General features: G+C 71.9%; 23 protein-coding genes and 1 pseudogene. 18 read left to right on the top strand and 6 right to left on the bottom strand.

The genetic code is table 11. The features are described 5' to 3' along the window. Positions 1-23: 23 nt before the first annotated feature. The gene (locus IE313_RS12370; protein WP_189931250.1) at positions 24-944 is read left to right on the top strand and encodes a hypothetical protein; all 921 of its coding nucleotides are present in this window, start codon (positions 24-26) and stop codon (positions 942-944) included. Positions 945-1,255: 311 nt separating this feature from the next. Next, positions 1,256-2,614 (top strand): Nramp family divalent metal transporter, encoded by a 1,359-nt coding sequence (locus tag IE313_RS12365; RefSeq protein ID WP_189931248.1) that lies wholly within the window; start codon positions 1,256-1,258, stop codon positions 2,612-2,614. Between the two features lie 171 nt (positions 2,615-2,785). Here the strand turns inward: IE313_RS12365 and IE313_RS12360 are convergent, their stop codons facing one another. The 5 genes from IE313_RS12360 to IE313_RS12340 all read right to left on the bottom strand — a co-directional run bounded on the left by IE313_RS12360 (position 2,786) and on the right by IE313_RS12340 (position 7,323). After that, positions 2,786-3,784 carry a chitinase gene (locus tag IE313_RS12360; RefSeq protein ID WP_189931580.1) on the bottom strand — a complete coding sequence of 333 codons (999 nt, stop codon included), beginning with the start codon at positions 3,782-3,784 and terminating at the stop codon, positions 2,786-2,788. A 260-nt stretch (positions 3,785-4,044) separates the two neighbouring features. Continuing rightward, complete coding sequence (locus IE313_RS12355; protein WP_229924569.1) at positions 4,045-4,566, bottom strand: hypothetical protein; 522 nt, start codon at positions 4,564-4,566, stop codon at positions 4,045-4,047. Continuing rightward, a complete protein-coding gene (locus tag IE313_RS12350; RefSeq protein WP_189931247.1) occupies positions 4,566-4,997 on the bottom strand; it encodes a DUF3592 domain-containing protein in 432 nt (143 codons plus the stop codon). The genes IE313_RS12355 and IE313_RS12350 overlap by 1 nt, the downstream gene beginning before the upstream one ends. 2 nt (positions 4,998-4,999) lie before the next feature. Beyond that, a complete protein-coding gene (locus tag IE313_RS12345) occupies positions 5,000-5,656 on the bottom strand; it encodes a hypothetical protein (RefSeq protein ID WP_229924568.1) in 657 nt (218 codons plus the stop codon). A gap of 89 nt (positions 5,657-5,745) precedes the next feature. Then, positions 5,746-7,323, bottom strand: coding sequence for a hypothetical protein (locus IE313_RS12340; RefSeq protein WP_229924567.1), 1,578 nt, complete (start codon positions 7,321-7,323; stop codon positions 5,746-5,748). Positions 7,324-7,735: 412 nt separating this feature from the next. Here IE313_RS12340 and IE313_RS12335 point away from each other — a divergent pair, with 412 nt between their 5' ends. The 16 genes and pseudogenes from IE313_RS12335 to IE313_RS12270 all read left to right on the top strand — a co-directional run bounded on the left by IE313_RS12335 (position 7,736) and on the right by IE313_RS12270 (position 22,140). Then, complete coding sequence (locus IE313_RS12335) at positions 7,736-8,599, top strand: hypothetical protein (RefSeq protein ID WP_229924566.1); 864 nt, start codon at positions 7,736-7,738, stop codon at positions 8,597-8,599. A gap of 173 nt (positions 8,600-8,772) precedes the next feature. Next, the gene (gene cpaB / locus IE313_RS12330; protein ID WP_189931243.1) at positions 8,773-9,480 is read left to right on the top strand and encodes a Flp pilus assembly protein CpaB; all 708 of its coding nucleotides are present in this window, start codon (positions 8,773-8,775) and stop codon (positions 9,478-9,480) included. A 7-nt stretch (positions 9,481-9,487) separates the two neighbouring features. Continuing rightward, on the top strand, positions 9,488-10,801 hold the full coding sequence (locus IE313_RS12325) for a CpaE/TadZ family protein (RefSeq protein ID WP_189931241.1): 1,314 nt from the start codon (positions 9,488-9,490) through the stop codon (positions 10,799-10,801). 13 nt (positions 10,802-10,814) lie between these two features. Next, the gene (locus IE313_RS12320; protein WP_189931239.1) at positions 10,815-11,222 is read left to right on the top strand and encodes a TadE/TadG family type IV pilus assembly protein; all 408 of its coding nucleotides are present in this window, start codon (positions 10,815-10,817) and stop codon (positions 11,220-11,222) included. Positions 11,223-11,224: 2 nt separating this feature from the next. Beyond that, complete coding sequence (locus IE313_RS12315; RefSeq protein WP_189931237.1) at positions 11,225-11,668, top strand: TadE/TadG family type IV pilus assembly protein; 444 nt, start codon at positions 11,225-11,227, stop codon at positions 11,666-11,668. Positions 11,669-11,719: 51 nt separating this feature from the next. Continuing rightward, a complete protein-coding gene (locus IE313_RS12310) occupies positions 11,720-13,069 on the top strand; it encodes a TadA family conjugal transfer-associated ATPase (RefSeq protein WP_189931235.1) in 1,350 nt (449 codons plus the stop codon). A 90-nt stretch (positions 13,070-13,159) separates the two neighbouring features. Next, positions 13,160-14,098, top strand: a complete 939-nt coding sequence (locus tag IE313_RS12305) for a type II secretion system F family protein (RefSeq protein WP_189931234.1) — start codon at positions 13,160-13,162, stop codon at positions 14,096-14,098. 56 nt (positions 14,099-14,154) lie between these two features. Next, positions 14,155-15,045 carry a DUF5936 domain-containing protein gene (locus IE313_RS12300; RefSeq protein ID WP_189931222.1) on the top strand — a complete coding sequence of 297 codons (891 nt, stop codon included), beginning with the start codon at positions 14,155-14,157 and terminating at the stop codon, positions 15,043-15,045. Between the two features lie 168 nt (positions 15,046-15,213). Next, entirely contained in the window at positions 15,214-16,860 is a 1,647-nt protein-coding gene (locus tag IE313_RS12295) for a sensor histidine kinase (RefSeq protein WP_189931573.1), read from the top strand. Positions 16,861-16,990: 130 nt separating this feature from the next. Then, positions 16,991-18,094, top strand: a complete 1,104-nt coding sequence (locus IE313_RS12290; RefSeq protein ID WP_373316978.1) for a response regulator transcription factor — start codon at positions 16,991-16,993, stop codon at positions 18,092-18,094. A 230-nt stretch (positions 18,095-18,324) separates the two neighbouring features. Continuing rightward, the gene (locus tag IE313_RS35135) at positions 18,325-18,564 is read left to right on the top strand and encodes a hypothetical protein (RefSeq protein WP_229924601.1); all 240 of its coding nucleotides are present in this window, start codon (positions 18,325-18,327) and stop codon (positions 18,562-18,564) included. Next, positions 18,561-18,722 (top strand): annotated as a pseudogene (locus IE313_RS35130) (pilus assembly protein TadG-related protein); the annotation flags it as partial. The gene IE313_RS35135 and the pseudogene IE313_RS35130, both read left to right, overlap by 4 nt. A gap of 27 nt (positions 18,723-18,749) precedes the next feature. Then, positions 18,750-19,235: a hypothetical protein gene (locus IE313_RS35125; RefSeq protein ID WP_229924617.1), complete on the top strand. Its 486-nt coding sequence runs from the start codon at positions 18,750-18,752 to the stop codon at positions 19,233-19,235. Between the two features lie 28 nt (positions 19,236-19,263). Next, complete coding sequence (locus IE313_RS12280) at positions 19,264-19,854, top strand: hypothetical protein (protein WP_189931216.1); 591 nt, start codon at positions 19,264-19,266, stop codon at positions 19,852-19,854. Further along, positions 19,854-20,492, top strand: a complete 639-nt coding sequence (locus IE313_RS12275) for an OmpA family protein (RefSeq protein WP_189931214.1) — start codon at positions 19,854-19,856, stop codon at positions 20,490-20,492. Before IE313_RS12280 ends, IE313_RS12275 begins: the two co-directional genes overlap by 1 nt. A 391-nt stretch (positions 20,493-20,883) precedes the next feature. Further along, positions 20,884-22,140, top strand: a complete 1,257-nt coding sequence (locus tag IE313_RS12270; RefSeq protein ID WP_189931571.1) for an MFS transporter — start codon at positions 20,884-20,886, stop codon at positions 22,138-22,140. 105 nt (positions 22,141-22,245) lie between these two features. On the opposite strand, the gene IE313_RS12265 is transcribed toward IE313_RS12270, so the two are convergent. Continuing rightward, the gene (locus IE313_RS12265; protein ID WP_189931212.1) at positions 22,246-22,692 is read right to left on the bottom strand and encodes a DUF192 domain-containing protein; all 447 of its coding nucleotides are present in this window, start codon (positions 22,690-22,692) and stop codon (positions 22,246-22,248) included. Positions 22,693-22,848: the final 156 nt, after the last annotated feature.

Genomic DNA, 22,848 nt, shown 5'->3' with positions numbered 1-22,848 from the left:
GTTCGTCGTCCATACTGCCCGCCGTGGAGCAGCGCAAAGATCTGAAGATCCAGCCAGTGCAGGTCGCCTCGACTGATCCTGCGTTCATCTCCGGCCTCATGTCCTCCGGCCGCGACGAGCCCGGGGACCCGGGGGACGTCGCCGTCACGGACCAGGTGGAGCAGGACGACGCGGTGGCGACCGCGGACGCCGACGGTCCGAGGACCGCGGGGAAGGAGGACGCTCCCGCAGAGGAGGACGCTCCGGTGCAGGATGCCGGGGCCGAGGGCCCCGCGAGCCCCGGGAAGGGCGAGACGGCAGAGGGCGCCGGGACCGGTGCGGCCTCGGAGGACTCGGAGGCCGCCGACTCCGCCGACTCCCCGGGCGCAGTGGATGTGGCGGAGGACGAGGAGCAGGGCGCCGCGGACGGCGACGGCAAGCCGTCGTTCGAGGCCGCCGACCGCCGCGGCTCGATCACGCTGAACGCCGAAGGGGTCCGGTTCACGCTGGACGACCAGGCCGCCGACTGGACCTGGGACGAGATCGGCGCGGTCGAGTACGAGACCTCCCGCTTCGGCCGCCGGCTCACCGTCACGGCCCACACCCCTGACCGCCGCTGGTACCCGGCGGAGGTGCAGGCCCCGGACAGGGGAACCCTGAAGGAGTGGACGGCCCGGCTCGACGAGGTCCTCGACGCCTACTTCGAAGACGAGGACGAGGCCGAGGACGAGGAGGAGACGTCGCAGACGACTGATCCGGCGGGGACGACTGATCCGGCGGGGACGACGGAGTCGGCGGGGACGACGGAGGCCGCCGAGCAGGCCGAGCAGGCCGAGCACGGTGAGCAGGCCGGGGAGCCCGCCGAGCCGGAGGCCGGCTCGGACGCCGGGGAGCCTGCGGGCGGGACCGGGCCCTCGGACGGGGAGAAGCCGTCCGCGAAGGAGAAGTCCACGGCCAAGAACTGACCCCGGCCGCCACCGGTGGCGAACAGCGCGCGCACTTCCCCGCGCCCCTGACCAGGGCGCCGCCCCGCAGGGGCGCGGGGAGTCGCGCGAACGGCCAGGACGGGGCCCGCGCGTCGCCACCCCCCGAGCGGGTGGCCCGCGCGTCGCCCGCCGCCGGCACCACCGCCCCACCGCCCACGGGGCCCCGGCCGCCCGGCCGGCATCCGCCGGGCATCCGCCCGGCACGCGGGGCGCGCCCCGCCAGGTGCGCACCGGAACCACTCACGCATGCCCCCTTGTGCACCCACCGATCTTTCGCTTTCTTGATGCGCATGGCGGAGACAGCGGACAACGCAGGCACGGCACCGGGCTCAGCACCAGGCACGCCACCGGGCACCGGAGGGGGAGCGGACACCACGGCACGGGCGTCCGGTGCGACCGGTCTGCGCAAGGCCAGTTGGAAGCACATCGGCCCGGGCATCGTCGTCGCCGCGACCGGCGTCGGGGCGGGCGACCTGGTCGCCACGCTGATCGCCGGCTCCAAGTTCGGCTACACCCTGCTGTGGGCGGCGGTCGTCGGCTGCCTGGTGAAGATCTCGCTGGCGGAGGCGACGGGCCGCTGGCACCTGGCGACCGGCCGCACGATGTTCGACGGCTGGCGCTCACTCGGTCGCTGGACCTCGGTCTACTTCGGCATCTACGTGGTCGTCTGGGGCTTCGTGTACGGCGCCACGGCGATGTCGTCCACCGCGCTGCCGCTGGCCGCGCTCTTCCCCGGCATGCCGGGCGGGCTGAAGACGTTCGCGATCGCGGCCGGACTGATCGGCCTCGTGCTCGTCTGGTTCAACCGCTACCACCGCTTCGAGAAGCTGATGACGGTGCTGATCGGCATCAAGTTCCTCATCGTGGTGTACGTGGCGATCCGCGTCGTGCCGGACCTGCCGGCCGCGTTCGCCGGCCTGGTGCCCGTCCTGCCGGACGGCTCGTTCCTCTACACCCTCGGCCTCATCGGCGGCGTCGGCGGCACGATCACCATGGCGGCGTACGGCTACTGGGTCAACGCGAAGGGCTGGACCGACTCCTCGTGGATGAAGGTGATGCGGCTCGACAACCGGGTCGCCTACCTCACCACCGGAGTCTTCGTGGTCGCGATGCTGATCGTCGGCGCCGAACTGCTGCACGCCTCGGGCATCGCCCTCGCCTCCGGCGACAGGGGTCTGGTCGACCTCTCCGACATCCTGGAGAGGCGCTTCGGCACCTTCACCGCCAAGCTCTTCCTGATCGGCTTCTGCGCCACCTCCTTCTCCGCCCTGATCGGTGTCTGGCACGGCGTCTCGCTGCTCTTCGCCGACTTCGTCGAGCGGCTGCGCAGCGGCAGCGAGTCCCGCGCCGAGGAGGTCGCATCCGGCGCCCGCGAACACACCCGGCCCTTCCGCGCCTACCTGCTCTGGCTGACCTTTCCGCCGATGGCGCTGCTCTGGCTGAACCAGCCCTTCGGACTGGTCGTCGTCTACGGCGTGCTGGGCGCGTTCTTCATGCCGTTCCTGGCGCTGACCCTGATCTGGATGCTGAACACCTCCCGTACGCCCGGCGCGTGGCGCAACGGCATCCTCAGCAACTCCATGCTCGCCATCGGCGGCCTGCTGTTCGTGGTGCTCTGCGTCCAGCAGGTGCGCGAGCTGCTCTGGTAGGCCCGCCCGTGCCCGCCGGACCCGTCGGCCTGTGGACCCGTCGGCCCCGCCGGACCCGCGCCGGGCCGCCCGCGGAGGAGCCGTACGAGAAGGCCCCGGGCGCGCCCGCAGCGCCGCCGGAGAACGGCGGCGCTGCGGACCGTGGGGGGTTGGAGAGTGGTCTGTGGGAGGTCAGGCGAGTGCGTGCACGTGCGCGCCCACCGCGTCGGACCAGGCGTTGCCGGACGCGGCGTCCCAGTTGGTCGACCAGGTCATCGCGCCGCGCAGGTCCGGATAGGTCTTGTCGGGCTTGAAGGAGCCGCAGCCGGTGCCCTTCGTCAGGCAGTCCAGGGCGTCGTTGACGACACCCGGGTCGACGTAGCCGCCGCCGGCCGCGCTGGTCGACGCCGGTACGCCCAGGCCCACCTGGGAGGGCGCGAGGCCGTTCTCCAGTTGGATGCAGGCGAGCGCGGTCAGGAAGTCCACCGTGCCCTGGCTGTAGACCTGCCCGTCGCAGCCCAGCATCGAACCGCTGTTGTAGTACTGCATGTTGACGACGGTCAGGATGTCCTTGATGTTCAGCGCCGTCTTGAAGTACTCGTTGTCCGGCGACTGCATGTCGACGGTCTGCGGTGCCATCGTCACGACGAGCCCGCTGCCCGCCTCCTGACCCAGCGACTGGAGGGCCTTGGACATGTAGGTGGAGTTGAGGCCGTTCTCCAGGTCGATGTCGACACCGTCGAACCCGTACGTCTGCATCAGCGTGTGCACCGAGTCGGCGAAGGCCTGCGCGGAGGCGTCGTCGGTGACGCTCACCGTGCCGTTCGCACCGCCGATGGAGATGACGACCTTCTTGCCGTCCGCCTGCTTGGCGGCGACGTCGGCCTTGAACTGGTCCTCCGTGTAGCCGCCGAGACCGGACGAGTCCACGGAGAAGGACACCGCGCCGGGCGTCGCGGTGGCGTCCGCGAAGGCCACGGCGATGATGTCGTACTGGTCGGACACGTCGGAGAGCTTCTGGACGGTCGCGCCGTTGTCGAAGTTCTGCCAGTAGCCGGTCACGGCGTGCGCGGGCAGGTCCGCCGCGGCGGACGCCTTGCCGGCGACCGGGTGGGCGCCGGCCGCGTCCGCACGGTCGGTGGCGAGCCCGGTGAGGGTCAGGGAAGCGGCCGCGACGGCCGCGGCCACCATGGCCGACCAGGTCCTCTTGCGTCTGCTGGGGGTGGTGCTCGGGTCGTTGGGGTCCGATACGCGGTCCACTGCGGCCTCCTGTGGGGGGAAGGTCATACGGGTGGTACGGCAGGAGCGGGAAGCGCCTGTGGGGGTTTGCGCTACGAAACGGTGGCCACCGCTGGCGTACAACGCTGGTTCAGACCAATAGAGTTGTCAAGACCTCTGGAAGAGGACCGTCCTTCTCGGGGGCCGCGCCGGCCTCGCCCTGGGCTGCCGCTTCACGCGGCGGACCGCTGCCACCGGTCGGCGGCCCAGCCGACGGTGCAGCCGGCGAGCAGCGCCGCGTTGGACAGCCACAGCCCCAGCGCGTCGGAGCCGGGCCGGTCCCACTGCATGGACAGGGCCAGGAGCTGGCCGCACACCGGCACCGCACAGGCCGCCACCGCGTGCCGGGCGGGCGCCTCGCGGTACGGCTCGGGATGCAGCCGCGCCGCGGCCCAGGTGGCGAGCGCCACGCACACCAGGTTGGGCAGGTGCACCAGCAGCAGCGCCGAGGCGAACGAACGGGTTCCCCCGGGGCCGACGAACGTCTGGTACACCAGCGTCACCTGGAGGTACTCGGTGGCGATCAGCACCACGATGCCGGCCGCCCAGGCGCGTGCGAAGGCGAACACCCCTGCGCCGCGCTCCCCTGCGCCCGGTCCGGGCCCCGAGGCGCCCGGACCGGTACGGAAGTCCGCACGCGGTCCCGTGCGCGACCAGTCGCGGTGCCAGTCGGGCTGTCGCGGGGGGCGTGACATCAGGTGCCTCCGAGTGCCTGGACGAGGAACAGCGTGGCGAACCCGGCCGTGCCCAGCGAGCAGCCGCCCACCAGCGCCAGGCACTGGAGCACCGGCGACCAGTTGCCGCGGCCCGCGATGGTCGCGGTGCGCGCCGGGTCGCGCGGGTCGTAGGCGACGGTGACGACCGTGCCCTTCGCCATGGACCACCCGGCCAGGTCCTCGAACTCGACCGTCTCGCCGTCGGCGGTGCGGAAGGCGAAGAAGTGCCGGGTGGCGTCCGAGCGGTTGTACGGCTCCCGCTCCACGCGGACGCACGACCCCGTGGTGCGGGCGCCGCGGCGCAGCATGCGCGCCACCGTCACCAGGCGCCGGGCGTACTTGGCGGTCAGCGCCCCGAAGAACACCGCGAGCAGTCCGAAGAGGAGCAGTCCTCCGCCGGGCACGTGCATGATCAGTGCACCTCGATGGAGTCGACGATCCTCTTCAGGTCCGCGTCCGGGAGCGTGCCCTTGCGGGCGTCGACGCGGACCGCGAACGTCCTGTCCTTCGAGTCGAGGCCGGTGAGGATCACCCCCTCGATCCGGGTGCCCTTCGGGGGCGTGCGGTCCTCGCCGGTCGAGCCGAACTCGAAGTCGATGCGCCGGGCGTCGCCGGTCCCGGCCAGCTTCACCTTCCTGGTGCTCCTGATCGTCGAGCCCAGTTGGATCCCGGCCTCGGCGGCGATCGCGGCGTCCTCGGCGGTGTCGGCCCGGGTGAAGCCGAGCTGGATGGTGATCAGGGAGACGGTGACGCCGTGCTCGGTGCGCTCGGCGGCCGCGGCGTTGTACTTGCTGCGCTCGCCCGCGGTCTGGACGGTGTACCCGCCGGAGCCGGAGCCCGCCTTCGGGTACGACACGCTGACGCCGCTGGTGGCCAGCGTGCCCCAGCCGTCCGGCACCGAGCCCGCGGCCGGGGAGCCGCCCTTCTGCCCGCCGCAGCCGCTCAGGGCGAGCACGGCGGCGCACAGCCCGGCGAGGACGGCGCCGGACCTCGGCGGCACGCGTCCCGTGCCGTGCGCGGCCAAGGGCGCACGGGTGCTCGTTCGGGTGGTGGTGGGGGTGCTGGTCATGGCTGCTGGCTCCTGTCGCCCCTGGTGGCCGGTCGCTGGAAGCTTGCCCGGGATCGTCGCGTCGGCACCGGTCGGGGCATCCTTTTGCGTCATTTCGCACAGTAGCTGTAGGGCAGGTACGCACGCTGACCGCCGTGGGGCGCGCCCAGGAACTGTGCGTCGTTCAGCATCTCCTCCTTCTTCTCGGTGCTCACCGAGAAGCCGAGGCTGAGGCCCAGGTTCAGTTCGAAGCCGTACTCCGCCGCGTCGGTCCGGCCGGTGTACAGCGTCCTGCTCGACTTGCCCTTGTCGAAGAGGAGCTGCCCGAAGGGGTCGTCGCTGCCCGGCCGCTTCGTCGGGGCGTGGTCGCCGAACATGTAGGTGAACGGGGCGGCGTTGTCGCCCGAGCCGTCCAACCAGGTCTGGGCGACGGCGCGGTCCTTGTCGCCGGCCGGGCCCGGGTCGAAGCTGACCGAGTTGGTGACCACCCGGATGCCGGTCGTGCTGTCGCCGCCCTTGGCGCTGCCGCTGCCGCCGCGCTTGTCCTTGCCGTCCTTGCCGTTGTCGCCGCCGGCCGAGGCGCCGTCCTTCTGGCCGCCCTGCTCCACCGTGCGGGTCATGTCGATGCGGATCAGCTTGCCGGTCTTCTTGTCCTTGGTGACCGTGATGGTGCCGGTCTGGGTGGTGTTCGCGGAGAAGTCGCCGCTGATGGGGCCGGCGTTGTAGCCCACCTTGGTGCCGTAGTCGATCGACGCGGAGTAGGTGTACGACTTGGTGTTGCTGTACTTGTTGTCGGTCCAGGTCGCCTCGGGGGAGAACTTGAAGTTGCCGCCGAGGGAGGCGCTGAGCTTCTTCTCGTCGCCGGCGGACAGCTTCATCCCGCCCGCCGCGGAGAGGTCGATGCCGATCTTGCCGTAGGTGATCTGCCGGTTGTCGCCCAGTGCCTGCTTGACCCGCTTCTCGGTGTCCTCCTCGTCCTTGAGGGGGCCGGTGCCGAACAGGTAGAGGAGGCCGTCGCCGAGGCTGGTGTCCGCGCCGCCGGGGGACTCCCGCCGCATCTTGTACATCTGGAGCTTCTCGATGTCGTCGCGGAACTTCTGCGCCTCCTCGGGGCTCTGGAAGACCCAGGTGTCACCGTTGGTCACCTTGACGCCGGCGCCCAGCTCCACCTTGTCGGAGCCGAACTTGCCGACCTTGGCGCCCGGCTTCCAGTCCTTCTTGGCGGCCACCGAAGCGGCGTCCGTGAAGGTCAGGTAGACCAGCTCGTCGCGGTCGTCGACCTTTCCGTCGTGGTTGACGTCGGTGTTGGCCTTGAAGTGCTGCTCCTGGAAGCCGTATTCGTTGCCGATCTCGAAGAACAGGATCTTGGCCTTGGAGCCCGCCTTGTCGGTGATCGAGGAGATCTGGCAGAGCGGCGGCTCGAAGTCCGTGTCCGTGAGCGGGACGCCGTCCGGGGGCTTGCCGGCGCCGCAGTCCTCGCCGAGCACCCGGCAGACCTCGGACCTGAACCTGTCGGCGACCGACCGGCCGACGTCGGTGGCCATCAGCGAGGTGACGACGGCCGCCATCACGATGACCGCACCCACGTACTCCATGGCCGAGGCGCCCCGGTCGTCCCACCTGCGCCCCGCTCCGCCGTCCGGACCGCCGATGCCCGGCGGCGCGCCGCCGCCGTCCCCCTTGAGCATGGGTCCGCCCCCCTCTGAGAAACCCGCGTACCCCGGCTGACGCCCGGACAGTAGCCGGACGGGACGGGGCCGGCATGGGTCCGTGGGCCCACGGGCAGGCCCAAAGGAGCCCGTTCCGGGCCCGATTCCGGCGAATTCCCCGCCCGTTCGGGCCGGGGCGGCACCGGGCACCCGAACTTCCGGTCGCATTTGCCTATCGAATTACTGAAGGCTGTTCGACTCGGTTTTGATCACCCGTTGGGCGGATAGCGTTACCAGGGCGTCCGGCCTGTCCGTCTTTGGTCTGACTTCTCCTCGGGGAGTCGAGTCCCGGGAAAAAGTTCGGTGTTCTCTGCCCCCGATGACGTGGATAAGGTGCTGGGTGCTGGCCGAAGTTGGACGGGGGGAGCGCAAGGTGCCGACTGCAATTGCAGTGACAAGGGCCGATCTGGTGCTGCCGCCGACCGATCAGCAAACGCCCACGGCGGTCGCCCTCCAGCCCCCCGACGAGCAGCCCCTGGAGGCAGCGCTCGCCGAGATGCAGGTGCTCCAGGAGCAGTTCGGATACGTCGTGGTGGTCTACCCGGCCTCGCTCGACGTCGCCTTCGTACGCCGGCTGCACACCGTGCGCTCGATCCTGGAGAGCGACCGGATCGCCCTGGTCGAGTCGGAGCTGCCGCCGCTCGGCGTCGCCGTACTGGTGCGCCAGCTCAGGCAGTTGTCGGTGTGTGACTTCAGCGCGGGCGTGGTCGCGGCCTCGGCCCGGCTGCTCGCGCACTACATCCACGCCGGTGCCCTGCTGAACTCGGTGACCCGCCTCGACCGGGTGCCCGTCAGCCTGAAGTCGCACGCCAAGTCCTGGGTGCCCGGCAGCCAGTTCGGTGTGGTGGCGGGGCCCCAGCCGCAGCTCGTCAGGATCGGCGGCGACGCCCGGCTCACCGGCCCCGAGTACGCCACCCAGCTCACCGTCGCCAAGGGGCAGTTGCAGTCCGACTGGGTGACGGGCACACTCGCTCCCGCCTGGGGGGTGCACGGGGTGCAGGAGGCCGCGCTGCCCGCCGACTCCGCTCGCTGGTGGGGCACGGCGAAGCTGATCGAGTTCGTCGCCCACCTCTCCGACATCTCCGTCATCCACCAACTGGTCTCCTCGGTGCGGCGGGAGCACTGCCACTGGTGCGGCCTCGAACTGATCGGCGACCGCTGCTGCTTCTGCGCCGCCCCGCTCTCCCGGGAGAACCAGAAACGGGCGGCCGGTGTCCCTACCGAGGGGACACCCTCGGCGCCGCCGAGGCCGTAGACCGCGGTGCGGCCGCCCGCCGGCCCCGGTGGCCCCCGGGCAACCGCACCGCGATGCCGCGGCACCCGCCCCCGCGCCCACCACACCGGCCGGCCCCGTGGCCCGACGGCCGGCGATAAAGATCCCAAGAACTCGATACAAGTCCCCGGAACCCGAACGAGGTCGTCTCGCTCATGAATTCACGTCAGCGCCGTGGCGTCATACTTCTGCTCGTCTCCGTCCTGTGCGCATTCGGCGCGTTCGCCGGGGTGGTGTCCGTGATCAGCGACGTGAATTCGAAGGTCGGCCCCGAGGTCACCGCGTATGAGCTCACCGCGGACATCGCCCCGTACACCAGGCTGGACAGCGGCTCGTTCCGCAAGGTGTCCATGCCGAAGCGCTGGCTGTCCGAGACCGCGGTCACCGACCTCTCCCAGATCGACGGGAAGATCGCGGTGACCACCCTGCGCAAGGGCTCGCTGCTCCAGTCCGACATGCTGGTGGACCAGCCGGAGCTGAAGGCCGGCGAGCAGGAGATCGCCATCATGATCGACGCGGAGACCGGCGTCGCCGGCAAGATCACCCCCGGCTCCACGGTGAACATCTACGCCACCTTCGCCGCCCAGAACGACAAGGAGAAAGCGCAGTCCCGGGTCATCGTGCCCAACGCCCGGGTACTCGAAGTCGGCAGGATCACCGCCCTGGAGCCGAAGAACAACGACAGCCAGAGCGAGCCCACCCAGGCCGTGCCCATCACCTTCGCCCTGAACACCCTGAACGCCCAGCGCGTGGCCTACGCGGAGTCCTTCGCCGAGCACGTGCGGCTCGCCCTGGTGGCTCCGGGCAGCGACACGACCATCCCGCCGGGCGACCGCTCCTACACCCTCGACGAGGACCAGTGAGGTTCGGATGACCACAAGGATCCTCCCGGCGGTCGGCGACCCGGACGTGGCCCGCTCGGTCACCACGCTGCTCAGCCAGTTGCCGGACGCCGACCCGGCGGCGCCGGTCGGCGACTCCACCTCCCTGCTCGACACCCTCGCCCGGCTCGCCGGGGAGTCGCTGGAGGAACTGCCCGAGGTGGTCCTCGTGCACGAGCGGATCGGCCCGGTGCCCGCGCTGGAGCTGATCCGCGAGGTCGCCCTGCGGTTCCCCGCGGTCGGCGTCATCCTGATCACCACCGACGCCTCCGCGGGCCTGTTCTCGGCGGCCATGGACTCCGGCGCGCGCGGCCTGGTCGCCATGCCGATCAGCTACGAGGAACTGGCCAGCCGGGTGCAGACCGCCGCCCAGTGGTCGGTGGGCGTCCGCCGCCACCTCGGCAGCGGCGCCGAGGTGTTCACCGGGCCCGGCGGCACGGTCGTCACCGTCTCCGGCGCCAAGGGCGGCGTCGGCACCACCACGACCGCCGTCCAGCTCGCGCTCGCGGCCCGCGCGTCCGGACACACCGTCGCGCTCGTCGACATGGACCTCCAGGCAGGCGACGTCGGCTCCTTCCTCGACGTGCAGTTCCGCAGGTCGATCGTCGACCTCGCCGCCGTCCACGACATCTCCCCGCGGGTGCTCCAGGACGCCGTCTTCGTCCACGACACCGGCATCGTGCTGCTGCTCGCACCGGCCGAGGGCGAGCGCGGCGAGGAGGTCTCGGACCGCACCGTACGGCAGATCATCAGCGCCCTGCGGTCCCGCCACGACGTGGTCGTCATCGACTGCGGCACCCAGCTCGGCGGTGCCAACGCCGCGGCGATCGAGATGGCCGACACGGCCCTGCTGGTGACCACCCCGGACGTGCTCGCGGTACGCGCCGCCAAGCGGATGGTCCGGATGTGGCACCGGCTCCAGGTGCGCAAGGCGGAGGAGACCGTCACGGTCATCAACCGCTACATACGCAACACGGAGATCCAGCCCCCGCTCGTCCAGAAGATCACCGGCACCCAGGTGGCGCCCGTCGCCGTGCCCGCCGGCTTCAAGGAGCTGCAGGGTGTCGTCGACGCGGGCCGGATGCAGGACCTGGAGGCCAGGTCGACCGTGAAACAGGCCCTGTGGGCCCTGGCGGGACAGCTCGGCCTGATCAAGGCTTCGGAGGGCGGTGCGCCCAAGGGCGGACGGCTGCGCGGCAACGACCGCGGCTCGTTCGGACTGCGCCGCAGGGGCGCAGGAGGTAGCGAGGACGGCGGCGCGGGCACAAACCCGGCACGGACACCGAGAACCACGAACGGCTGAGGGGGGAGCGGCGATGAGGGTACCGGACATACCGAGGCGGCTGCGCGACGTCGTCAGGGACGACCGGGGCCAGATCGCGGTGGAGTTCACCGCGATGACCCCGGTCATCCTGGCCACGCTCATCGTGCTCTGGCAGGCCGTGCTCATCGGCTACACCTTCGCGCTGGCCGGCAGCGCAGCGGACCGGGCCGTGCACGCGGGCGCCGAGGCCGATCCGTGGCGGGACCGCAACGCCACCTGTGCCACCGCGGGCGAGCAGGACCTGTCGCCCGCCTGGCGGTCCGGCGCCAGCATCGGATGCACGGTGACCGACGGCGTGGTCAAGGCACACGCCGACCTCAGCGTGCCGCTGCTCTTCCCCGGCTTCGTCGACATGCCGATCACGGTCCCCGGCAACGCCGCGGCCGCGAGGGAGAGCTGAGGATGACCGTGCCGCACACCCACCGGCGCCGCCCGCCGCGCACCCGCCAAGCCCGCCCGCCGCGCACCCGCTGCCTGCCGCGCACCCGGCGCGGTGACCGCCGCAGCGGCGACCGCGGCCAGGTCGCCATCGAGTACGTCGGACTGCTGCCGATCCTGCTGCTGGTGGGCCTCGCCGCCATCCAGCTCGGCCTGGCCGTGTACGCCGTCCAGCAGGCCGGCACCGCCGCACGGGCCGCCGCACGCGTCGCCTCGCAGGCCCATCCCGCAGCCGACCCGCAGACCGCGGGCCGCGCGGCCGTCAGCGACTGGCTCACCGCGAGCATCAGCCGGTCGGGCGGCGGCTTCGACAGCGTCGAGTACACCGCACGCGTCGACGTCCCCTCGATCATCCCCGGCGTCGGCTTCGGCACCGCGCAGCGCTCCGTCACCATGCCCCGCGACTGACCGCCCACCGGCACGCGCCACCCGTCACGACCCTCCCGAGGAGCACCGCAGATGAGTCTCAGGGCCCGGCTCAACAGCCCCGAGCCGCAGGGCGCCCGTTCCCGCGACCAGGCGGAGAACCACCTCGTCGGTGTCTACCGCGCCAAACTCCTCGAAGAGATCGACCTCGCGGAGATGTCCGCGCTGGCCGCCGCCGAGCGCCGCATCCGCCTGGAGCGCGTCCTCGGCCACATCATCAGCAGAGAGGGCCCCGTCCTCTCCACCCACGAGCGCGCCGTCCTCATCCGCCGGGTCGTCGACGAGGCGCTCGGCCTCGGCATCCTCGAACCGCTCCTGGAGGACGCCTCCATCAGCGAGATCATGGTCAACGGCCCCGACCAGATCTTCGTGGAGCGCGGCGGCCGCCTCGAACAGCTCCCGATGCGCTTCAGCTCCACCGACCAGTTGATGCAGACCATCGAGCGCATTGTCTCCACCGTCAACCGCCGGGTGGACGAGGCCAATCCGATGGTGGACGCCCGCCTGCCGTCCGGCGAGCGCGTCAACGTGATCATCCCGCCGCTCTCGCTGACCGGCCCCGTCCTGACCATCCGCCGCTTCCCGCGGGCCTTCACGCTCCAGGAGATGATCGGGCTCGGCTCGCTCGACGAGCACATGACGATGCTGCTGGCCTCGCTGATCCGGGGCAGGTTCAACGTGATCGTCTCCGGCGCCACCGGCACCGGCAAGACCACCCTGCTCAACGCCCTGTCGGCGGTGATCCCCGACGGCGAGCGCATCGTCACCATCGAGGACTCCGCCGAGCTCCAGCTCCAGCAGTCGCACGTCATCACCCTGGAGGCACGCCCGGCGAACGTCGAGGGCAAGGGCCGCATCACCATCCGCGACCTGGTGCGCAACTCCCTGCGCATGCGGCCCGACCGGATCATCGTCGGCGAGGTCCGCGGCGGCGAGACCCTGGACATGCTCCAGGCGATGTCCACCGGCCACGACGGCTCGCTCGCCACCGTGCACGCCAACAGCGCCGAGGACGCGCTGATGCGGTTGCAGACGCTGGCCTCGATGTCCGAGGTCGAGATCCCCTTCGTCGCGATCAAGGACCAGATCAACAGCGCCGTCGAGGTGATCGTCCAGCTCACCCGGTTCGCGGACGGCGCCCGCCGCATCACCGAGATCGCGCTCGTCCACTCGCACGGCCGCGAGGAGTACCGGATCGCCACCGTCTGCCGGTTCAACGCCCAGCCGATGGGCTCCGACGGCCGGATCCAGGGGAAGTTCGAGTACTTCCCGCTGCCCAGGAGCGTCGCCGACCGGCTCTACATGAAGAACGAAGCGGTCTCCCCGGTGTTCGGGGTGGCCGACACCGAGGAGGACCTCACCGTACGCCACTCACCCGTATGACCGAGGCCGCCCGCCCCTGACCCCCGCCGAGCCCGCTCCCCGCCCGCCCGCCGGCCGGCCCGACCCACACCACGGAGAAAGCCCGTCCCCATGGATCTCACACTCCTGACGGTCTGCGCCACGCTGCTCACCTGCGTGTTCGCCGTCGTCGGCCTGCACAGTTACTCGGCCGGCAAGGCCCAGCGGGATGACCTCGTCGAACGGCTCGCCGCCGCCGGCCAGGGACAGATGACCGGCGGCCGCAGGCGGCGCTTCCCCGCCGTCGACCGGCGACTGCGCACCACCCGTCTTGGCCGGAGCATCGAACACAAGATCGCGGTGACCGGCCTCGACCTGACGCCCGGGGAGTACTTCGTCTACTCCGTGGCCGGGCTGCTGGTGGTGTACTTCGTGATGGAGACGATCTTCACCTCCTTCTTCGGGCTGATCGGCGTCCTGGTCGGCATCTGGGGCGCCAACGCCTTCCTCGACTGGCAGCGGGCCAAGCGCACCCAGTCGTTCATCGGCCAGCTCCCCGAGCTGACCCGCATCCTCGCCAACGCCACCCAGGCCGGCCTCGCACTGCGCACCGCCATCGCCATGGCCGCGGAGGAACTGGACGACCCGGCCGGCGAGGAACTCCGCAGGGTCGCCGACCAGCTCGCCGTGGGCCACTCCCTCGACGACGCCATGAACGAGCTGTCCCAGCGGCTGCCGTCCCGTGAGCTGACCGTCCTGGTGACCACCCTCATCCTGTCCAACCGGGCAGGCGGCACCATCGTCTCCAGTCTGCGCAACCTCACCGAGACCCTGGAGGAACGCAAGGAGACCCGCCGCGAGGTCACCACCCTGCTCTCCCAGGTCAAGGTCACCGCGGTGGCCGTGCCGGTGCTCGGCCTCGGCTTCCTGCTCATCATCAACAGCATGCGCGCCGGCGCCCTGGACGCGATGACGGGCGCCACCGTCGGCAAGGTCGTCGTGGTCATCGCGGCGGTCCTGTACGGCCTCGGCTTCTTCATGATCAACCGCCTGACCAGGATCCGGATCTGACGGCCCGGCGGGGTGCGGGGAAGAGAGCAGGAGAGCAGGAGACTTAGGGGACTCGCATGGAAGAACTAGCGCTCGCACTCGTCATGGGCCTCTCGGTGTACGGGGCGTTCTCCGGCGTGCGCCGCTACCGCGCCGACGCCAAGCTCCCGGACGACCTCGCGGTGGCCCTGGAGGTCGGCGGCTCCCGCACCAGCGTCGCCGGGTCCCTGGTGGACCGCATGGGCATGCGGTACGCACCGACCGTGCTGCGCATGATGGGGCCGAAGCGCGTCGACGCGGTCCGCCGCAAGCTGGACATGGCCGGCAACCCGGGCGGCATGACCGTCGACCGGTACGCCGCCCGGCGCGCCGTCTACACCGTCCTCGGCTTCGTCGCCGGGCTGGTGATGCTGCTCGACAACCAGCTCTTCCTGGCACTGATCTTCGCCGTGTACGGGTTCTTCTGGACGGAGGCCCTGATCCGCGTCGCCATCAGCCGCCGCCGCGACGACATCGAGCGCACCCTGCCGGACTTCCTGGACGTCCTCGCGGTCGTGGTCTCCGCGGGCCTCGGCTTCAGGCAGGCCCTGGAGCGGGTCTCCGATAAGTACCAGGGCCCCTGGGCCGACGAGGTGCGCATCACCCTGCGCCAGATGGACATGGGCGTCAGCCGCCGGGACGCCTTCGACCAGATGCGCCGGCGCAACGACTCCGAGCAGGTCTCGATGTTCGTCTCCGCGCTCCAGCAGGGTGAGGAGCTCGGCGCCCCGATCGTCGACACGCTCATCCAGATCGCCAACGACATGCGCCGCACCGACGCGCAGAACGCCCGCCGCAAGGCGGCCAAGGCCGTCCCGAAGTCCACGCTGATCGTGACCAGCGTGATGCTGCCGGCGACCATGCTCCTGATCGCGGTCGGCTTCTACTACGGATCCGGTGTCGACTTCAACCAACTGCTCGGCGGATGACGGCCGATCAGGACGGCCCGGGGGACGACCGGAGGGGGAACCGCCGCCGCCCGGCGGAGCGTGGCACGTGGCGAGCAACGACGGCAGGACGGGAGAGAAGGTGACGGGAAGATGTTCCAGCGCCTGCGCGCCCCGGCCGCTCTGACCGGCGGCGACCCGACGGGCCCGATGGGCCCGATGGTTCCGGTGGACGCCGCAACCGGCGGGCCGGGGCGCCCCGGCGCCCCGGAGGGCCCCGCCGGCGGGGGTGTGGTCGGCGTGGTCGGCACCAAGGGCCACGTCCCCTCCCTGCCCATCCAGGTCAACGCCCTTCAGGCGCTGTGCCGCCAGTTGTTCGGCTTCCGCCTGGCCATGACCGCACTCGCCGCGCCCTTCGCGCTCACCTCGGGAGAGAGCGGCCTCGCCGCCTGGCTGGTGGGCTCCGCGGTGCTCGTCACCTTCATGGTGTCGTACGTGCTGATGCGTGACTGGGAGCGGTTCGGCCCCGTCCTGCTGCGCCACCCGTCGCTGCTCGCCGCCGACATGCTCTTCGGCGCGCTGCTGCTCTTCACCGCCTCGCCGAACTCGACCCTCGGCATCGTCACCATCTGCACCCCGCTGCTCGCCGGCCTCGTCTACAGTTGGCGGGGCGCAGGCATCTTCGCCGCCCTGCAGATCGTGCTGCTGGCCGCTGCCTACGCGGTCAACGACATCCCCGCGCACGCCGGAGCCCTGCTGCTGATGGGCCTGTGCGTCCTCGCCGGCGCCGTCGGCGGCACGCTGCGCGGACTGCTGCTGCGCTTCGGCGCAGCGTCCCAGGCGCTCACCGAGACCCGCGCCAGGCTCGCCGTGACGGAGGCCGTGGAGGGCGAACGGGCCCGGCTGGCCCGCGAGATGCACGACTCCGTCGCCAAGACCCTGCACGGCCTCGCGCTCGCCGCCGACGGCCTCGCCTCCTCCGCCGACCGGATGGACCCGGCGACCGTCAAGCACCAGGCGGAGCTGGTCGCCCGCGCCGCCCGCCGTGCCGCCTCGGAGTCCCGCGAACTCCTCTCCGACCTGCGCCGCGCCTCCGGCGTCGACGCCCATGTCGACGTGGCCGCCGAGCTCGCCGCCCGCACGTCCGACTTCGCCCGCCGCACCGGCGTACGGGCCGAGTTCCGTCCGCAGGCCGGCGCGGCGCTGCCGGCGGTGCCGCCCGCCGTCGCCCGCCAGTTGCTCACCATCGCCGCGGAGGCCATGGAGAACGCCCACCGGCACGCCGAGGCGCGTCATGTCGACGTGACGGCCGGCATCGTCGGCAACCAACTGCGGCTGAGCGTCCAGGACGACGGCCGGGGCCTGCCGCCCGACACCACGCTCGACGGACTGCGCCGCTCGGGCCACTTCGGCCTCGTCGGCATGGTCGAGCGGGCCGCGGGCATCGGGGCGCGGATCCGGATCGGCAAGGGGCACCAGAAGGCGGGCACGGAGGTCCGCGTCGACCTGCCGCTGGCCGCGCTGCCGGCCGTCCCGCCGACCCAGGTCGTCCCGCCGACCCAGGCTGTCCCGCCCACCCAGGTCGTCCCGCCGACCCAGGCTGTCCCGCCAGTCCCGGCCGCCCCGCCTGCGGGACCCGCCCCGCTCACCGCCGCACCCGGGTTTCCGCCCGCCGAACCGGGTCCGGAACAGGAACGGGAACCGCGGCAGGCCCCGGCGCAGGACCCGGACCCGTCCACGATCAGGCTCGCCGCGCCGCGCAAGGGCCGGCCCGCCGCCGAACGGGGGGACGGTGCCCCGCCGGGCGTCCCGGCGCCACCGCACCCGCCGCGCCCCACCCCGCCCCACACCGCCTGAGAGGAGGCAGCGAACCATGCCGGACGACCCCACCTCACCCGCGGGACACCAGCCCGCGGCGCACCCGCCCACCGGCCATCAGCCCACGGGAGGCCGGTACCCCGGAGCCCAGCCGCCGGACCGCCGGCCCATGGGCCGGCCGCCGACCGGCCACCGGCCCACGGGGCCGGGGCCCGCCCAGAGCCACGAGGCGTCGCAGCACACCTCCGGCCATTCGGTGGCCCGCTCGGAGCACACTCCCGCCCACGTCACCGCGCTGCCGGGACCGTCCTCGCCGCTGCCGGAGCCCTCGTCGTCCGGCGGCTTCCCCGCCCTGCCAGAACCGGACGCGGCCCCGGCCCTGCGCGTGGTGGTCGCCGACGACAACCCGGTGGTGCGGGCCGGGCTCACCGTGCTGCTCTCCGGCCGGGACGACATCCAGGTCGTCGCGGAGGCGTCCGACGGCCGGGGCGCCTACGAGCAGGCCCGGCTCCACCGGCCCGACGTCATCCTGCTGGACGTCCGCATGCCGGGCGTCGACGGCATCTCGGCCCTGCCGCACCTGGTGCGCATCGCGCCGGTGCTGATGATGACGTACAGCCGCGAGGCCGAGATCGTGCACGAGTCCCTGCGGCTCGGCGCCGGCGGCTACCTGGTGCACGGCGAGTTCACGGCGGACCAACTGGTCACGGCGGTACGCGACATGAAGGCGGGCCGTGCCCCGCTCTCCGCGACGGCGACCAGTGCGCTGCTCGCCTCCATGCGCGGCGGCGGCCCGTCCGCCGGTGAGCGGGCGCCGCTGCCGGACGGCCTCGGTACCGCGTTCACCGGCTCAGGACACCGCGACCCATCATCGTCGCAAGTATCTGCACCTGCACACGTAACGCCCTATCAGTCGCCGCAGCCACCGCCAACTGGACGTGATTTCCCAGGTACTGGTCATGTGACAGCTTCGCAACAGTACCCTCCGGCATCTTCGCTTTCGCAAGCGAACCTGGCACAGTCGTCATCGGCCCCGGCGGGAGCTGCGTCCCGCGGCATCGGTGCGGGACTGAGTCAGCGGGAGGTGGAGGTCATGGATCTGATCGCGTCGGGCATGACGAACCAGCAGATCGCCGCCACCTGCTTCATCAGCGAGAAGACCGTCAAGAACCACATCAACCGGATCTTCGCCAAACTGCACGCGGGCAGCCGCAGCGAGGCCATCGCACGCTGGCTGGGCACCGCACCGGGGAACGGGGCGCACCATGGCTGAGCGCGTGCGCACCGCACGACCCGGCGCGGGCCGGGAGGCCCAGCACGCCCGGCCGCGTGATTGGGCCCGCACTTGGGCCCACAGGCCCATGCAGGAGAGTGCCTGCCCGGCGTACTTTTCCGTTGTCGCCAGCGAGACCGGCCGGGAGGAAGCCGGAAGCGCGGGTGGCGACTCGGAGACTTACGCAGTGTCGGCCGGTCGGGGGCCGGCCGAGAACGGAGGGGACACTCATGAACAACGCCATGCTGAAGGCCGCCACCGCGACCCAGGTGCACGTGGGCCACTGGGCGAACACCACGGTCGAGCGGATGAGGCGCCGCTCCGACAGGGGCCAGGGCGCGATCGAGTACGTCGGCATCATCATCCTCGTGGCGGCGATCGTCATCGCGCTGCTCAACACGAAGATGGGCGACACGATCGCGAACAAGTTCAAGGAGACCGTCAACAAGATCCTCAACGGCGGCGGCTGATCCGCGGGGACGCCATTCGCGAGGACAAGGGGCAGGCCGCACCGCTGTACGTCACAGCGGTTGCCGGCCTGCTCTTTCTTGCGCTCCTCTTCTTCGCGTTCGGCAAGGCCGACGCGGCAAGGAGCGGCACGCAGTCAGCGGCCGACTCCGCGGCGCTCGCCGCGGCCCAGGAATCCCGGGACCAGTTGAGGACCCTGTTCCTGACGAACGTCCTCAACGGCGACTGGCTCCGCGACGTACTCGACGGAGACCGGATCGGGACCTATGACGGCTGCGCAGAGGCGAGCCGGTTCGCGGGTCTCAACGACGCCGGCCAGGTCCAGTGCGCGCGGCTGTCCGACGGGCGCTGGGGATTTCATGTGAAAGTCACATCGAACAAGCCGATGGGCAGGAGCATTCTCCCGGGCACCGAGAACAAGCACGCGAACGCGAGCGCCACCGCAGTGGTGCAGCCGCGGTGCAGGTTCGAGCCCAATCTCGATGACGACGGGTCCTCGCCCTCGCCGCTGCCGGAAAATGTCGGCGGCACGCCCGGCGGTGATGACGACGACAAGAAGCCGTCACCGGGGAAAATCGCGTGCGACGACAGAGACTGGCAGATCGACCCGGACCACCTGGACCTTCTTCCGGACATGGCGGACCTTTTCACCGTCCGACTGGCCGAAGACTGACCGCGACGAGCGCAAAGGAAAACCACCAATGAGTATGCGGCACGTGAGGCACCTGCGCCGGGCGGGGGCGGCCACCCTGATGGCGGCGGCTCTGGCCCTCACCGCGACGGCATGCGGCAGTGACGACGGCAAGGACACACCGTCCAACTCGTCGAGCAGCCAGGGCGGCGGCGACCAGGACAAGGGCAACGGCGGTGCGAACGCCGACCCCGGTGACAGCCAGCCGATCGCGACCGTCAAGGGCGACAGCGGCATCGACATGGAGATCCTGCAGGCCAAGCGGGACAGTGGTGGCTTCCTCACGGTGAGCGGCCAGTTCAAGAACACCAGCGGTACCGCGTTCACCACTCCGGTGCAGTGGAGCGGCCAGGAGACGGACGTCAAGGCGACCGGGCCGTCACTCGCGGGTATGACGCTGGTGGACTCCAAGGGCAGGAAGCGCTACTACGTCCTGCGGGACACCGACAACCGCCCGTTGACCACGACCGACTACGCGTCGAGCATCGAGGCGGGAAAGAGCCTCGGGTTCTTCGCGCAGTTCCCCGCGCCGCCGCAGTCGACCACGTCCGTCGACCTCCAGTTCCCCGGCTTCCCGAACACCACGATTGAGATCTCCTGATGAGCGCCGGATCCACCCGCACCCGACGGGCCGGAGTCCGCGCGGCCGTCGCGGTGGCCGCCGGGGTGCTGGCACTGGGATGCGCCACCGCACAGGCCCTGGCCGACAGTCCCTACCCGTCCGAGTCCGCGGCCCCGCCCGTCAAGGTCGACGGCAACGACCCCGACCTCAAACTGCCACAGGGCGCGACGCTGGCCGACGCAAGGGTGCTCGACATCAAGTCGGTCGTCGAGGACCTGGGCGGTGAGGAACGCCGTGAGGAGAGCAACTCCAACATCAAGTTCGCCCTCCAGGCCGAGGTCCTCTTCGGCAAGGACAGCGCCAAGCTGAGCAGTGCGGCGAGCACCCGGATCGCCGAGGTCGCGGCCGAGATCAACAAGCAGAAGGCGACCCAGGTCCGCATCTTCGGCTTCACCGACAACCTCGGGTCCGCCGCCCACGGCGACGTCCTGTCCAAGCAGCGTGCCAACGCCGTGCAGGACATGCTGGCCAAGAGCCTCGACAACGCCGACATCACCTTCGAGGTGCGCGGCTACGGCGAGAAGTACCCGATCGCCTCGAACGACGACGAGAGCGGCCGCAAGAAGAACCGGCGCGTGGAGATCTCCTTCCCGCGCTCCGGCGACTCGGCCCCGTAACCACACGGCGGCCGGCCCCCGGGGGCCGGCCGTCCGTGTCTTCCCGGCCGTCCGTGTCTTCCCGGCCGTCCGTGTCTTCCCGGCCGTCCGTGTCTTCCCGGCCGTCCGTGTCTTCCCGGTCCGCTGCCCCAGGCCGGCGTCCTGCGGGCCCGGCCCCCTCCCGGGGCCCCCTTCCCGATGCGCTGCCGGGTCGCATCGGCGTGCGGTTTCGGACGGCAGGGGCGAACGAGGGTTCCGGGCGGCGAGGGGTGGGCAGCGCACCCCACGTGCGGCCGCCGGGCGCGGCGGGAGCAGGACGGCGAGGGTGACAGGGGGACGGGTGAGCGTGCAGACCGTGGTCGGGGACGAGCCGGAGCGTGCGGCACCGGACGAGCCCCGTGCACCGACTCCCCTGCGGACGCCCGCGTTCCGCCGGTTCCTGCTGGCGAACCTGGTCTCCGCGACGGGCACCGCCATGGCGCCGCTGGCCCTCGCCTACGCGGTGCTGGGCACGGGCGGCGGCGCCGGTTCGCTGGGTGTGGTGCTCACCACGACCACCGTCCCGGCCATCGTCTTCTCCCTCGCCGGAGGCGTCCTCGCGGACCGGCTCCCGCGCAGCCGACTGCTGTTCGGCGGGAACCTCCTGGCAGCCGGCGCACAGGCCGCGCTGGCCCTCCTGGTCGGCCTCCGGCAGGCCGGCACCTTCTCCATCGCGGCCTGCGGATTCGTGTCCGGGGTGGCCACGGCCCTCATCGCACCGGCCGCACAGGGCGTCGTCGCCCAGATCGTCGCGCCGGGGCACCGCCAGCAGGCCAACGCGCTGGTCCGGCTGCCGGGCAACGGGGTCCGGGTGCTCGGCCCGGCGCTCGGCGGCGTGCTCGTGGCCGCGGCGGGTCCGGCCTGGGCGCTGGGCTGGGACGCGTGCAGCTTCCTCATCGCCGCGTTCCTGCTCCTCGGACTGCGCCTCAACGCTCCGGCGCCCCCGCCCCTGCCGCCGTCCGGCCCGCCGGCGTCCGCCGCGGCGAACACGCCGGCCACCACCCCGCTCGCCGACCTCCGCGCCGGCTGGCACGCCTTCCGGTCGCGCACCTGGCTGTGGACGTACAGCGTCGCGGGGACCGTCGTGGTCGCCGCCTGGCTCGCCGGGTACCAGTTGCTCGGGCCGATCGTGGCGGCGCAGCGGTACGACGGGGCGCGCGCCTGGGGCCTGGTGCAGGGCGCGTTCGCGCTCGGGCTGCTCGCGGGCACCGTCGTGTGCCTGCGCTGGAGGCCGAAACGCCTCGTGGCCGTCGCCGTCCTCGGCAGCGCGGGCCTCGCACTGCCCCCGGCGGCGATGGGTCTCGGTCTGCCGCTTTTCTGGGTACTGCTCGGCGCCGGGGCGGGCGGCATCGGCCTCGACATCGCCGTCGTCGCCTGGACCACCGCGCTCCAGCACCACGTAGCCCAGGGCGAACAGGGCCGTATGAGCTCCTTCACGGGCATCGGCGAACGCCTCGCCGTCCCCTTCGCCTACCTCGCCGCCGCCCTCGCCGCCCACACCTGGGGCAACGGAACGGTCCTGCTGGTGTGCGCGGCCGTCATCGCCGCGGCGACGGTCCTGAACCTGTGCGTACGCGACGTGCACCGCGTGGACCGGCGCACGCCCGGCGGCACCACGGGCGAGGGATAGGCCGCACACCTCGCGGCACGCCCGGCCGCACACCTCGCGGCACACCCCGGCGCACGCCCCGCGGCACATCCCGCCGCATGGCGCCCGCACCGCGGCCGGGTCACCTCACGCGTCCCGCCCATCCGGCTCCCGCACCGCCACCCGGACGCCGGGACGGATGCCCCAGTCGGCCATGGTGCCCGCCTCCGACTCGAGGACGTGACGGGCGCGCAGGCGGATGGCGCCCAGCCGGTTGGGCCTCATGGTGCGGACGGCCACGACGCGCAACTTCCGGTCCAGATAGGCGACGTCGATGGGAAACCGCATCCGGAAGGTGTGCACGTTGTTCGCGGGGGAGAGCAGGATCGCCCCCTGGATGCCGTCGCGGCCGAGCAGCCCGTGCGTACGGGCACGGTAGGAGGCGGCGATCTCCAGCGGAACGGTGACGGGCCCCCCGGCCCAGGGCTCGGCCGTGTCCGCGGCCGTCTCCGCCGCCGGGTCCCCGTGCCCGGAGGCCCCCGTCTCCGCGGGCCCGACGACCAGTGTGCCCCGCCCGTTGCGCCAGCGCGCCATCGCCGGCACCTCCCTTCCCTCTCGCCCGCGGCCGGCGGCCGTGTGCCCGCGGCGTGTGCCGGGGGCGCTCCGGTGCCGCGGCCGCCCGCGCACGTTGCCGTCCAGGACCGTATCCGTACGGGACTGGGTCCCGCATGGGCCCACGGGCCCATGCCA

Origin of the sequence: Streptomyces sulfonofaciens (assembly GCF_014656295.1) — a bacterium.
Lineage (GTDB): Bacteria > Actinomycetota > Actinomycetes > Streptomycetales > Streptomycetaceae > Streptomyces > Streptomyces sulfonofaciens.
The sequence above is the reverse complement of the archived record's forward strand: the minus strand, read 5'-3'. Positions and strand labels throughout refer to the sequence as shown.